The organism is Nocardia sp. bgisy134 (genome assembly GCF_965341865.1).
Lineage (GTDB): Bacteria > Actinomycetota > Actinomycetes > Mycobacteriales > Mycobacteriaceae > Nocardia.
Window position 1 is genome coordinate 107,692 of the sequence record NZ_CBDQZP010000017.1, and the last position, 13,067, is coordinate 120,758.

At 69.0% G+C, this 13,067-nt stretch carries 10 protein-coding genes and 1 pseudogene; 7 read left to right on the plus strand and 4 right to left on the minus strand.

Annotation, left to right across the window (positions count from 1 at the left end):
• The first annotated feature begins 69 nt into the window (after window positions 1–69).
• Window positions 70–984, plus strand: coding sequence for a LysR family transcriptional regulator (locus ACRWNM_RS27115; protein ID WP_431970927.1), 915 nt, complete (start codon window positions 70–72; stop codon window positions 982–984).
• On the opposite strand, the gene ACRWNM_RS27120 is transcribed toward ACRWNM_RS27115, so the two are convergent.
• A complete protein-coding gene (locus tag ACRWNM_RS27120; RefSeq protein ID WP_431970928.1) occupies window positions 985–2,139 on the minus strand; it encodes a hypothetical protein in 1,155 nt (384 codons plus the stop codon).
• 367 nt (window positions 2,140–2,506) lie between these two features.
• Between ACRWNM_RS27120 and ACRWNM_RS27125 the strand changes: the two genes are divergently transcribed.
• On the plus strand, window positions 2,507–3,463 hold the full coding sequence (locus tag ACRWNM_RS27125) for a hypothetical protein (RefSeq protein WP_431970929.1): 957 nt from the start codon (window positions 2,507–2,509) through the stop codon (window positions 3,461–3,463).
• A gap of 5 nt (window positions 3,464–3,468) precedes the next feature.
• Here ACRWNM_RS27125 and ACRWNM_RS27130 read toward each other — a convergent pair whose 3' ends face one another.
• Together ACRWNM_RS27130 and ACRWNM_RS27135 are read right to left on the minus strand one after the other, a co-directional pair.
• On the minus strand, window positions 3,469–4,626 hold the full coding sequence (locus ACRWNM_RS27130; protein ID WP_431970930.1) for a hypothetical protein: 1,158 nt from the start codon (window positions 4,624–4,626) through the stop codon (window positions 3,469–3,471).
• A gap of 251 nt (window positions 4,627–4,877) precedes the next feature.
• Window positions 4,878–5,759 carry an SDR family oxidoreductase gene (locus ACRWNM_RS27135; protein WP_431970931.1) on the minus strand — a complete coding sequence of 294 codons (882 nt, stop codon included), beginning with the start codon at window positions 5,757–5,759 and terminating at the stop codon, window positions 4,878–4,880.
• 86 nt (window positions 5,760–5,845) lie between these two features.
• Here ACRWNM_RS27135 and ACRWNM_RS27140 point away from each other — a divergent pair, with 86 nt between their 5' ends.
• Entirely contained in the window at window positions 5,846–6,418 is a 573-nt protein-coding gene (locus tag ACRWNM_RS27140) for a TetR/AcrR family transcriptional regulator (RefSeq protein ID WP_431970932.1), read from the plus strand.
• A gap of 38 nt (window positions 6,419–6,456) precedes the next feature.
• Here the strand turns inward: ACRWNM_RS27140 and ACRWNM_RS27145 are convergent, their stop codons facing one another.
• Complete coding sequence (locus ACRWNM_RS27145; RefSeq protein WP_431970933.1) at window positions 6,457–7,365, minus strand: CPBP family intramembrane glutamic endopeptidase; 909 nt, start codon at window positions 7,363–7,365, stop codon at window positions 6,457–6,459.
• A gap of 568 nt (window positions 7,366–7,933) precedes the next feature.
• Here ACRWNM_RS27145 and ACRWNM_RS27150 point away from each other — a divergent pair.
• The 4 genes and pseudogenes from ACRWNM_RS27150 to ACRWNM_RS27165 form a co-directional block, all read left to right on the plus strand.
• Window positions 7,934–8,348, plus strand: a pseudogene (locus tag ACRWNM_RS27150) (Tn3 family transposase); the annotation flags it as partial.
• A 198-nt stretch (window positions 8,349–8,546) separates the two neighbouring features.
• Window positions 8,547–10,001, plus strand: coding sequence for an ArnT family glycosyltransferase (locus tag ACRWNM_RS27155; RefSeq protein WP_431970988.1), 1,455 nt, complete (start codon window positions 8,547–8,549; stop codon window positions 9,999–10,001).
• A gap of 1,393 nt (window positions 10,002–11,394) precedes the next feature.
• On the plus strand, window positions 11,395–11,565 hold the full coding sequence (locus ACRWNM_RS27160) for a hypothetical protein (protein WP_431970934.1): 171 nt from the start codon (window positions 11,395–11,397) through the stop codon (window positions 11,563–11,565).
• 36 nt (window positions 11,566–11,601) lie between these two features.
• Window positions 11,602–13,038, plus strand: a complete 1,437-nt coding sequence (locus tag ACRWNM_RS27165; RefSeq protein ID WP_431970935.1) for a CHAD domain-containing protein — start codon at window positions 11,602–11,604, stop codon at window positions 13,036–13,038.
• The last annotated feature ends 29 nt before the right edge of the window (window positions 13,039–13,067 follow it).

A 13,067-nucleotide genomic window follows, 5' to 3' on the forward strand; every position in this document is an offset into this window, starting at 1 on the left:
GCCGAGGGCTCGCGGATTATCACCGGCGCAACGCCAACGCCCTGATCTTGCGTCTGTGATAATCCGCGAGTGGATGCCCTCGACCTGAATCTGCTGGTTGCCCTGGATGCGCTGCTCGACACGAACAGCGTCACCAAGGCCGCCGAACGCCTGGGCACCTCGACCCCCGCCATGAGCCGGACGCTCGCCCGGTTGCGCCGGACGCTGGACGACCCGCTGCTGGTCCGGGCCGGGCGAAACCTGGTTCCGACACCGCGCGCCCTCGAATTGCGTTACGAGGTCTCCGCGTTGGTCGAACGCGGGCGCGCGCTGCTCGACATTCGCACGGAGGCCGACCCCGCCGGTCTGCGGCGCGGCTTCACCGTGCAGGCCGACGACACGGTCCGTGCCCATCTCGCCGCCCCGCTGCTGGCCGCCGTGCGGCGCCGGGCTCCCGGCGTCACCGTGCATTTCCTGCCCGACGGTCCCGAGGCCACGGCGGGGTTGCGCGAGGGGCGCGCCGACATCGCCGTCGGCGTCCTGGAACGCGGCGATCCCGAGATCACCGTGCAGCGTGTGCTCGGGGATCGTCTCGTCGGCGTCGCCGCGCCGGACCATCCGCTGATCACCGACCGGGTCACCGTGGCCGCCTACGCCGCCGCGGCCCACCTCGCGATCTCCCGGCAGGGTCGCCCCCGCGGCCCGATAGACGACCGGCTGGCCCTGCACGGCCGCACCCGCCGGGTGGTGGCGATCGTCCCCGATCTCAGTACCGCGCTGTTGGCGGTGCGCTCCGGCGAACTCGTCTGTCCCGCGCCCGCTCGGTTGACCCGCGACGCGTTGCAGGCCATGGGACTGCGCGCCTTCGACATTCCGCTGCCGCTGCCGGAGGTGACGGTCGGCATGGCGTGGCATCCGCGCAACACCGCCGACAGCGGGCATCGCTGGTTGCGCGAAACGATCCGCGCGCTGCTCGCCCCGCCGGATCGGAGCGACACCGAGTGACTACTGCGCGGAGGGGTCGCCCGGCGGACTGCTGAGGGGCCTGCCGAAAGGGCCCGCCGGGTTGCGCTTGAGTTCGTCGAGCATGGCCTGGAGCTTGTCGACGTGCGAATTGTCGTCGATGGTCGCGTGGTGCTGGGTGGGCGTGGCGGCCTGCTCGTCGCGCGGCGCGGTCAGGGTGGTGTCGGCGCGGCTGGTGAGCGTCGGCGCCTCCAGGCGGCCGTTCAGCCGCGGCGCGGTGTCGACGACAGGCGTGCCGACGGTGCCGAAGCCCAGTCGCTCCTGCGGTGTTTCGGTCCGCGGCGCGATCTCCACGGGCTCGGCGTGCGCGTTCGAGACCGGTTCGGGCGCGGCGTCGTAGGGTGCGCCACGCGAGACGTTGGGCTCGACCCAATCGTGCAGCGCGGGCGGGACGGCGCCGGGGTCCCTGCGCGGCAGCGAGTTCGGCGCAGGCGTCTGCTGCTCGACGCGCGCCACGATGGCGGCCGCTTCGAGACTGTCGGTGCGCGGTGACTCGGGGGCGGCCTCCGGGCGCGGCGACGCGGGCGGTCGAAGGCGCTCGGCGCGACGAGCTTCGGGGCGCGGAGTCTCGGCGTGAGAGGTCTCGGCTCGCAGGTTTTCGGAGCGCGGGGCTTCGGCGCGAGGAGCGTCGGTGCGCAGGTTTTCGGGGCGGGAGCTCTCGGTGCGCGGGGTTTCGAGGCGGGAGCTCTCGGCGCGCGGGGTTTCGAGGCGGGAGTTCTCGGTGCGCAGGTTTTCGAGGCGGGAGTTCTCGGTGCGGGGGGCCTCGAGGCGAGAAGTCTCGGCGCGCGGGGTTTCGGTGCGTAGGGTTTCGGCGCGTAAGGATTCCGGCCGCGGCTCTTCGAGACGCGTCGTCGGCGCGGCCGGTGCGCGGCGTGCGGCGCGGGGCAGTGGCGCGGCCTCGGTGCGTTCGACGGACGCGCCGGACGTCACGCCGTCCAGCCGCGTCTCCAGCGTCGAGACATTCTGCTCGGTTCGAAAGGCCCAGGCCTCCAGCTTCTTCAGGCGCGCCTCGACGCCGTTGTCCTCGCCGACCCGGGCGGCGACACTGTCGAGTTTGTCGCTCACCTCGCGCAGGAGCTCCGCGATGCCCGACAAGATCGCGCCGACCGACTCGGCGCCCTGCTGGCCGTGCTCCATACGTACCCTCTTCCCCGTCGATGCCCGAACTGCGCGTGGCCTGGCGATTCTATCCACAGCCTTTCCGAGGTGCGGGGCGAGCACCGCCCGCGCGGCTCCGGCGGCGGGCGGACGATCCGGCGCGCCCGGCCGCGTCGCCGAATTGGCGGCAAAAATCAATCACCCGAAACTTCTGTGTCGTTTCTCGCGCATGTCGCTGCGAAATCCATTGTGACGCAGCGCACATCGCCTGATGGGAGGTGTCGCGCCGACGGCGGCGCACCCGAGCGCGGGGTAAAGGGGGCTGGCGGGCGGCCGAAGATAGGCGCACTCTTGATCTATGGAGTAGGTCGAGAGACCGTGCGGTGTTGGGCAGGGGAGTGATCGCGTGAGAACGACGCAGCGCGTGGAGCAGGCTTGCGGACGTCGGGCGATGCTCGCCGAATTGGGCATCGCCGAGGTGCCGGACGAGGTCCGCACCGCGGTGGGCGATCGATCCCGGTACAGCTGCCGTTGCCCGGGATGCGCAGACGCCCAATGGGATATCCAGCGACTCAAGTACTGGCTGTGCGGCAGGCTGGTGGCGTTCGGCGCCGACGAGGCCGATGTGGATCGGCGCGTCGGCGGCATCCGCGTCGACATTCTGTGGCGGATCGGCGAGCGGACCTACGCCATCGAGGTGCGCGGTGGCCCGCTGGACCGGACGCTCGCCCACGAACACACGGCCCGGCTGCGCGCGGCGGGATGCGACGGCGTGCTGTGGCTGTGCCAGCCCGGCTACTGGGTGGCCCACCTGCCTGCGCTCGGCATGGCCGACTTCGCCCCTCCCGCCTGCGATTACCTGATCGACGTGGGCATGCTGGACGCCGAGCACAGCGCGGTCGCGGTGCCGCGGCGCGAGCGGTTCGAGTTGCGCGAGTTCCTGCGCGGCTGGGTGTCCGGCGAGATCGCCTGGGGTTTTCGCGACGAGATGACGGGAGGATGGGCCACCGTGACCGACTGGGAGCATCACACGAGAACGCAGGCCGCGGTGATCGCCCGGCAGCGGCAGGAACTCGTCAACCAGCGCACCTCCCTTGCGCTGTCCCGGAAGTCGGTCAGGGACAAGCAGAAACAGGTGATGAAGCTGACCGCGCGGCTGGAACGCGCCGAACACGACGCGCAGGCGCAGGCGGACGCGCTGGCCGAGGTGAATCGCAAGCTGGCCGACCACCACCGGGTGGACAACAGCCTGCGCGCCACCATCGCCGGGCTCCAGCAGACCGTGAGCCACTGGCAGTTGATCACCTACTGCGCGATGTTGCTGATCGTGACATTCCTCGCGGCGGCCATGGTGGTGCGCTGAGCGAGTCAGCTGCGCGTCAGGCGGAAGGGGCCGCGGTCCCAGCGCCATTCGTTGCGCAGCACCAGCGCGGCGAAGTCGAGCAGTTCGAGGCCGGACTCCTCGCGGAGCCGCCGCACCTCGCGCCACGTCACCGACCCGCGCTCGACGAGTTCGCCCAGACCGTCTTCGCAGCGGGCGTCCACCTCGCGGCGGGCGAGCTCCGGTAGGCCGAGGCGGCTTCCCGTCCACACCAGCCAGCCCCAGCCCGCGGCATGCGCCCGGCTGCGCGCCGCCGCGGACCTGACGCGGTTGACGTGGAAGGCGACATGGCCGAGTGGTTGCACGTCGATCAGCGCCACCCTGCCGTCGGTGAAACGCGCTGCGACGCTCGGATAGTGGACGCGCTCCGAGCCGTCGATGTCGTAGCGCACCGCGATCGGATGTTCCTGAAACGTCTCGACGGTGTCCGCCGCGTTGAGCGTGCGCAGCAGCCGGGCCTGCAGCGCGGAATCGAAGCCGACGTCGCGACCGACCTTGTCCAGGTAGAACCGGCCGCGTCCCTCGTCGTCGCCGTCGACCGTGCGGGCGGAGCTCGTCGGCAGCGCGGCGGGCGAGCCCGCGGGCCATTCGACCCGCGCGGCCCATTCGCCGATCTCGGTCGCGGCCGCGGGCTCGGCGTCGCGCAGCTTCGCCAACTGCCGGTTCGTCTTCTTCTGCCACGCCATGATCCGCTGCATGACGTAGCCCGCGATCCGCTTCGCGTCCTCGGGAGCGTGCCCCGCGAGCCGCAGCTTCAGATACGACAACTCGTTGGCCGCCAAATCCGTATCGGTCGCGTACGTCTCCACGAGCAGCGCTCGCACCAGCGCCGAATCCCGCCCGTCCACCGGATAGCGCCCCGCGAACACCTCCGCCTCCCGGCCTCCGATCAGCGCCGCCTCCCGCAGCATCTGCCCGACCGCCCGAGTGTGCAACTGCCGCACCCGATCCCGCGCCAGATCGAATCGCGCCCCGATTCGCGCCAACGTCTCCGGTCCCTCCCCGCCGATCCCCAGCCGATACCCCACGATCTCGGCATCCCGCTTCCGCCGCTCCGCATGCGCCCCCACCAGCCCCGCCAACACCTCGTTCACCTCTTCGAGCCCGAGCGACACCTCCTCCCGAATGTCATCCGGAAACGCCACCTCGCCACCCCCTACCGCAACCCCTGACTCACCAGCCACAACCGGCAGCCTAACGAGGGCCCCCGACAACCCGTGGCACTCCACGCAGCCCGGTCGGGACATCGCCGAATTCCCGTGCGCCGTCCCGACCGCGCGGAAACCTCCGCGGCCGTCGCCTCAGTCGTTCCCCGTACCGACGCCGTAGTCCACGCTGGACACCTTGTGTCGATGGGCTTGCCGCTCACTGAGAGCGCCCGGCTGCCACCGGCCGATCAGGGCTGGATGTTTTCCAAATCTTCGAGAAGGCTCGGGTGCCTGGGCTGCCAACCGAGTGCCTGTCGGGTGTGGGCGCTCGACGAGGGCTGATCGGTGGCGAAGATCGGTCCGAGAGGGCCGAACACCTGTTGCGGCACGGCTTCCACGGCAAGCCCGAGCCTGCGACCGATGACCGTCGCGATGTCACGCACGGCGTCGCCGTTGTCGGCCACGGCGTGCCACGCGGTCCCGGCCGGTGCCTTCTCCAGGGCCAGCCGGAGGAGTACGGCCGCGTCGAGCGCATGCACGGCGGGCCAGCGCTGGGTGCCGTCGCCCGGGTAACCGGCCACTCCATTGCGGCGCGCGGCGTCGGTCAGCAGGCCGGCGAATCCGCCTTTGCCCTCGTTGTGCACCGTGCGCGGCATGCGGACGGCCGCGCTGCGGACGCCGCGTGAGGCCAGGTCCAGCACCGACATGACCGAGTGGCTGCGCCCGCCGACGAGTCCGTCGGTCGACAGCGGATCAGCCTCGGTGGAGACGCGGCCCGGCACGAGCGGCGTGCCCGAGACAGTGACGAACGGACGGTCGCTGTCGACGAGTTCCTGGCCCAGAGCCGCCAGAGCGGCGCTCTCCTCGGCGACCGCCTCCGCGACTGCGGCGTGGGTGCTGAAGTCGTGGGTGAAGGCCAGGTGGATCACGCCGTCGGACCGGGCGGCAGCCGCGCGGAGTATGGGCAGATCGGCAAGGTCGCCACGAATCGGCTCGGCACCGGCGGTCTCGAGGGCCGTCGCGGAGGAGTCGGAGCGGGCGAGCGCGAGGACGGTGTGACCGTTGTCGAGCAGTTCGGCAACGACAGCGGAGCCGATCAGGCCGGTTCCACCGGTGATGAAGACGTGCACGTTCTCTCCCTCGAAAGTGATGGGACTGTTGTCTCATCACCGTAGCAGAGTGATGAGACAACAGTCCCATCAATTACGATGACCCCATGGCGCGATGGGAACCTGGAGCACGTGAGCGGCTCGTCGTGGCTGCGGTGGATCTGTTCACCGAGCAGGGATACGACGCCACGACGGTGACGCAGATCGCCGAGCGCGCCGGAGTCACCAAGAGCACCTTCTTTCGGTACTTTCCCGACAAGCGCGACCTGCTGGTGGCCGGACAAGAAGCGCTGAGCCGGCTGCTGGCCGAGGGGATCGCCGCGGCACCCGAGAGAGCTACCCCGCTCGAGGCCGTCGCGGCCGGGCTCGAGCGCGCCTCGAGCGCGATGGGCCCGATGAACCGCGAACTCGGCCCCCGCCTGAAGGCCGCGATCGCCGCCAACGTCGAACTCCAGGAGCGCGACGCCCTCAAGAGCGTCGGTCTCGCGGCAGCCATGACCGACGCCCTGGTCGCCCGAGGTGTGCCGGACCCCCTCGCACACCTCGCGGGCGAGCTGGGCGTGCTCGCATTCAAACGGGGCTATGCCCAGTGGCTGGAAGCCGACCATGACGCCGCGCTGGCGCCGTACACCCTGGCCGCCCTGGAAGGCCTGCGAGCGGCGAGCCAGTCCCTCACCTGAGTGGATCCCACGTGCGGCGCCCGGGCCCCTGCGGCACCTCAGGGGCCGCAGTGCCGACCGGAGCGGCTTCGACGTCCGTGGAGTTCCAACTGCGCAGTCGCGCAGGCCTTACGCAGCAGGACGGCGGTGGGCACCAGGCAGACCAGCAGCGCGAACAGGCTGGTCTCCGGCCCGAATGCGCCGCCGGTCAGCAGGGAGGGCCCGGACAGTGTGGTTTGCAGCAGGCCGTGGGACGCGGTGCCCGAGCCGGACACCGTGACACCGAAGACACCGGCCTGGATGAAGTTCCAGCCGAAGTGCAGGCCGATCGGCAGCCACAGTGAGCGGGTCGCGACGTAGGCGGCGGCGGTCAGGGTTCCGCCGGTCACGGCGATCGAGAGCGTGCCCAGCAGCGTGGCGTCGACATTGACCAGGTGTGCCGCGCCGAACAGCAGCGCGGACACGACCAGCGCCACCACGGTGCCGGTACGTTCCTCCACGATGCGGAACACGATCCCGCGGAACAGGGTCTCCTCGGCGACCGCAACGGCTGCCATCGCGCCAGCGGTCGCGAGGAACCCGCCGACCGAGCCCCAGGACAGGCCCTGCCAGCCACCGAACGCCGCGATGAGCAGCATCACCGCGGTGAACAGGCCGGACCCCAGCAACATCCCACGCCACAACCAGGACCACGTGCCCGCGGTCGCGAGTTCGGGGACGCTCGGGCGCGACTCGACGGTTCGCGACAGCCAGCGGTAGCCGACCACCCCGGCGCCGGCCAGACCGATCCCCACCGGCAGCGCGAGCGCCGGGACGGGCGCGACGAGCCGGTCGATCCCGGCGTACGCCGCGATCACGCCGAGCAACACCAGCACCAGGACGGGGAACCGGAACCTGCGCAACCGGCGCCGGCCGGTGGACAGTTCAGCGTGGGGGAGCGCGCTGCCCGCACGATCTATGGGTCTCATGATTCCGATCCCTGTCTGCTGGAGGTTTTCGCAATGGCCACGGACGGCGCAACCGACAGTAGGCAGCCGGCGCCCGCCGTGACATCACGCTGGAGGGGGCGATGGCGGTAGCTCTGGAGGGGGACGACGACGGTGCCGGATAGCTTCAGAGGTGCGCAAGGTGTCGTCGAGTCACTCGGACTAGAACCGCTCGCTGTCTTCGAACCGCCGATGTCAGTCGTCCTGGCTGGGGGTGTCCGGGTCGCGCAGCGGCCGGCGGGGGTCTCGGAGTCGACGAAAATCCAACGAAGTTCGGGATGTGCACTGGTAGAGGGTGATTCGACAGTTCCGGGTGCGGCGTGGGGTGGTTGGTGCATGGCTTGGCTGCCGATGAGGTTGGTCGGGGTGCCGGAGGGCTGGGTTCGTGGCAACGCGGGTATTCGCGGACGAGGAGTTGCAGCGGCTTCGGGAATTCCCGGAGATCATGGGAGCCGCAGCGCGTCGAATTCTGCCGCCTGGTCCGCAAATCCGCTGATCCGGCCCACGCGCTGGCGGCCGCCACCGACGAATTGCACGAGGCCCTCGGCGAGCGAAGGAATACGGGGCACTGCGCAGAACGATCTACGCCGCGAGTACCTGTCGGATCCGGACTATCGGCGCAAGATCTCTCGCCAGCTCAACAAGCGCGAATCCCTGCACGCCTGGCGGCGCGACTTGCTCTACGCCCACGAAGGCATGATCCGCGCCCGGCATCTGGAGTCCCAGACCGAACAGGCATGGTGTTCGACCTTGGCCACCAACGCCGTGATCGCCTGGACCGCAGAGTATTACGGGCTGGCGGTGGAACAGATGCGCCAGGAAGGGCGGCGCATCGACGACGAGGTGCTCGCGCACGTTTCGCCTGGGCACAGCGAGAACATCAACTCTTCGGCGCGATCGAGGTCGACATCGACGCCGAACTGGGCCGGCTGGGCCCCACCGGCTACCGACCGCTCCGGGTCCGACGACACCTTGTTCTGATCGACGCTCGACGCCAACTGTGGGCCCGCGATCCCGAAGCGATTGGCGCAGGCCAGGTCTGGATTGTTTCCATTGCTTACCATTTCGCGGCTGGGCCGGTAGCGTCGGGCACCGTGACAGGGGTGGATATCGTCTCAGCTGAATCTCCTTCTACGACCGATGACCCGTGCCCGCCGTTCGCGGTGGGCACGGTCGCAGCAGTGGCGGTGGTCGCCGGGGTCGTGGCGGCATTGTCCGCGACGCGGTACGGCTACTACTACGACGAGCTGTATTTCATTGCCGCCGGGAAGCGGCCGTCGTTCGGATATGTCGACCAAGGTCCGCTGGTGCCGTTGCTGGCGCACGCGATGGACTGGTTGTTTCCCGGATCGTTTGCGGCATTGCGTATTCCGGCAGTCGCGGCGTCGGTAGCGGTGGTGGTGTTGGGCGCGGTCATCACCCGCGAGCTGGGTGGCGGGCGCGCAGCGCAGGCGCTGACAGCGACGGCTTGCGCGACGTCGGCGTTCGTCCTGGGCCAGGCGCAGACGTTGTCGACCAACGGCATCGACACCCTCTTGTGGGCAGTGCTGGCGTGGCTGCTGGTGCGTTGGGTGCGGACTCGTCACGACGCGCTGCTGCTGACAGCCGGGCTGGTGACCGCAGTGGCAGTGCAGGTCAAATGGCTTGTCCCGGTGTTCTGGATCGCGGTGATCATCGCCGCGGGCTGGTTGGGGCCGAGGGTGTTGTTGCGACGACCGGCACTGTGGTGGAGTGCGGGCATCGTGGTGTTGGCGGCGACGCCGGGCCTGATCTGGCAGGCTCGCCACGGCTGGCCGCACCTGGGGATGGGGTCGGTGGTCCGCGGCCAGACCGGTGGTTTCACCGGCACCTTGTGGTTCGTCCCGTTGACATTGCAATGGTGGGGGCTGCTGGGCGCGGTGGTCATCGCGTGCGGTGTGTGGCAGCTGCTTCGGTCGCCACGCCTTCGTCCCTACCGGTTCTTGGGTGTGGCGTTCCTGCTGACGGTGGCGGTCTTCGCGATCAGTGGCGGGCGCAGCGCCTACGGTGCCGGTGCCTACCCGATGGTGATGGCGGCCGGCGCCGTGGGACTGACCGCCGCGCGCAAGCGTTGGCTGACGATCGCCGCGGTACCGACGGTGGTGCTGTCGGTGCTGGCAGCCGTGGTGTATGCGACGCCGTGGCGGGCCGCGTCACAGTACACCCCCGCGCCCAATCGCGCTGCGGCGCTCAGCCCGTCGGCCTACAGCGAGCTCGGTTGGTCAGAACTGGTAGATGCGACGGCAGATGCCTACCGCACGTTGACACCGCAACAGCAACGCACCGCCGCAGTCGTCACAGAGTGGTACGTGCAGGCGGCCGCTCTCGATCACGGTCGGGCGGGTGCGGGTCTGCCGTCGGTTTTCAGTCCGAATCGCGGCTTCGGCTATTTCGGTGCCCCGCCGGACACAGCCGACACGGTTCTCTACGTCGGCAGTACCGACGCGGATCTGAGCCGCTGGTTCACTTCCGTTGTCCCAGTGCGCCGAATGGACTATCCGCTCGGGATTCCCGGCATCACCAGCGACATCACGATCTGGGAATGCACCGGCCCGAAGCAGCCGTGGTCGGTCATGTGGCCGACGATGCGCAGACTCTGATAATCAGGCCAACGGGTTGAGGGTGTCTCGGTAACGGTGCTGCGCTCAAATGGTCAGCGCATCACCGCTGCTGAGATGCTCAGCGTAGACCGATGCGGCCCAGGCGGCTTGCCTCGTCGGGTTGGTTGGAACTTGTGCTCCTATGGTGCCGAGGATGGTGAACCGCATATACGTCGTTGCTCCTGCAGGCGGCGGGCATACTCAGCGGCTTCAACGGGATCCAAGCTGCGCGGTGGTGTCACAAGGGCACCGCATTCGATAGGGCGCTCGATGGTCGACGAGCCGCCCGGGCCAGTCGACGGGCTACTGGAGCTGCAACCGATCAGCGCGATGGCTGCTCCTGACACCGCAAAGATGAGAATGTGCTCTGTTCCACCGGTCGAGGTGTGACCTCGCTGCCGATGCCCCCCGCGCTTCGCTCATGAAGCGACGCTATCTTCAGGCGATTGAAGCGGACGTCACCCGCCGGTATGAATCGCACCCCCTCCTGCGGAATGACGAGAAGAGGATCGCCCGTCGCCGAGGTGCGCGGCGTAAACCTCTGCGGGACTTCGGAAGCCGTGGATCTTCCGAGGCCGATGCGGGACGGGCCGGGACAGAAACCAAGGACAGCGGGGGACCAAATCGGGGAGGGAAGGGGGCGGGGCGGCGGCCGGTGCAGCGCTGCGGCAGGGCGCGAGCCCGCACGAAAATGTCAGCCGTCAGGCCGCACGAAAATGTCAGTGAGACACGCGCACTGGAGCGCCGCGGCGCCGTAGACAGTCCGGGCGTGAACAGTCAGCTGACCGGAGATTCCGGGGGCATCGAACGAAGCGTTAGATCGATGCCATCGGAACTACAGCCACTGGTGCCCGTGGGCAACCGATGTACCGATCATCTGGGCTCCGGGGATCTTCGCCATTGCGGCGAGACTGCGCTCGTTGTCGGCCCGCACCTCGGTGTGAAAGCTTCTGGCGTGCACCGCCACCGGGTGATCGATTGCGGCCAGCTTGGCGGCGGTTGGGCACGGTGATCGTGTCCAACCGGTCCATTCGACGTGGTCAGCTGACGCTTCGGTCCGGCAGGGCTCAGCCGCGGCCCAGACCGGCGCTCGTGCTCGGGCGGCCGGTGCCGCCGGTCGGCGTGTCAGCGTCCCCGTTCCACGGCCACCAGCGTCTTCCGTTCGTGGTCGACCCGGTAGGACTGCCCGCGCTTCAGTTGCTGCGGGTCGACGCTCAGGACCGCCAGACCGGCCGACGAGCGTGTCGTCGACTGGGGCTATGTCCCCGTCGACGACCTCGAGATCGCCCTGTCCGACGACGAGATCGACAAGGTTGTCCGCCGCGCTGACGGCCGCGGTTACACGCCGCTGTACCTCGCGGTTGATCATGTCGCCGAGCGCATCGGCGTGGACGTGGCTACGGTCCGCTCCTACCGGCACAAAGGGATGCTGCCGGAGCCGGATATGGAGCTGGGCGACCGGGTCGGCTGGCAGTGGCGCACCATCGAATCGTGGATCAAGACCCGCCGTGGCCAGGGCTGGGCTGCTGGGACCACCGCCGACGAGTCCGGCCGCCGACACTGACGGTTTTATGTGCTCTGAGCGGGGAACGCAGTATCGGTGAAGGACGAATTGGAACGTGAAAGCAAATGGGAGGTCGACCAGGTCTTCACTCTTCCGATGCTCGACGACTTCGTCCCCGATAGTCGCGTCGAGGAAACGTCGGTCGAACTCACCAGCACCTATTTCGACACCGCCGAGCACGATCTGCTCTCGCACAACGTCACCCTGCGCCGCCGTGAGGGCGAGGACGAATCGGGATGGCAGCTGAAGATCCCGCACCCACGCGGTCGCCTCGAACTACTCGCCCCGCTGTCGAAGGATCTGCCCGACGATCTCACCGAGATCGTCACCGGAGTCTGCCTGGGAAAGAAGCTGCGAGCGGTCACGCGGATCGACACCCAGCGCAGCCGGCACCGTGTCCTCGGGTCGGATGGTGAACTGATTGTCGAGGTCGATGACGACACCGTGCGAGCGACACCGGCCGACGGGCCCGCGAACGTCCTTGCCTGGCGCGAGGTCGAGATCGAACTGGGCCCGCATACGAACAAGGTCCCGACGGTGCTGGTGGACAGTCTCGCCGAGGCAGGCGCGCACTCGGCGCACTATCCGTCCAAACTCTCGCGCGCTATGCCCGACCGGTCCGAGCCCGCCGTCGGCGACTCCGCGGCGGAAGGTGCGATACGCGCATATCTCTGCACCCAGATCGACGCGATCTTCACCGGCGACGTAGAGCTGCGCCGGGGCCGGGATCCGATCCACGACACCCGCGTCGCGGCGCGACGACTGCGCAGCACGCTGCGGGTGTTCGGCAAGCTGTTGGATCCCCGCGCCGTCGGCGATACGGAGAACGAGCTGAGGTGGTTCGCGGGCCTGCTCGGCGAAGTACGTGACTGCCACGTCCAGCGTCGCCGCCTCGCCGACCGGCTCGAGAAGTTGCCGCCCGAACTCGTCTTGGGTCCGGTGGCGGCGCGTATCGACGCGACGTTGCTGGAGCGGCAGCTGCCGAGCCGCAACGCGCTCGCCGAGGCCATGAATACGCCCCGCTACCTGAAGTTGCTCGCAACCCTGCAGGCGTGGCAGTCGGAGCCGCCGTTCGGTCCTCGGATTCGTCGACGCGAACTGGTCACCCGCGCCCACAAAGCCGCGCGCAAAGCCGATCGCCGCCTCGCGACCGCCCTCGACGATCAGCGAATCGCGTCATTGCACCGCGCACGCAAAGCCGCCAAACGGGCCCGCTACGCCGCCGAATTGCATAAGCCGGTGCGAAAGTCCGGCCGCGCGAAGTCGAACATCGCGTTTTACAAGAAATTGCAACGCGTGCTCGGCGATTACAATGACGGCGTTGTATCGGCCGAATTCCTCTGGCGCACTGCGACATCCGCAGGCACGACCGTCGGCGAGAACGGCTTCACCTTCGGCCTGCTGTACGCCGATGAGAAGTATGCGGCCGAACGCGCACGGGAGAAGGTCGCCGAGATCGCCGCCGCACGATAGATATCGCGGGCGCGCAGAGGGTGTGACCG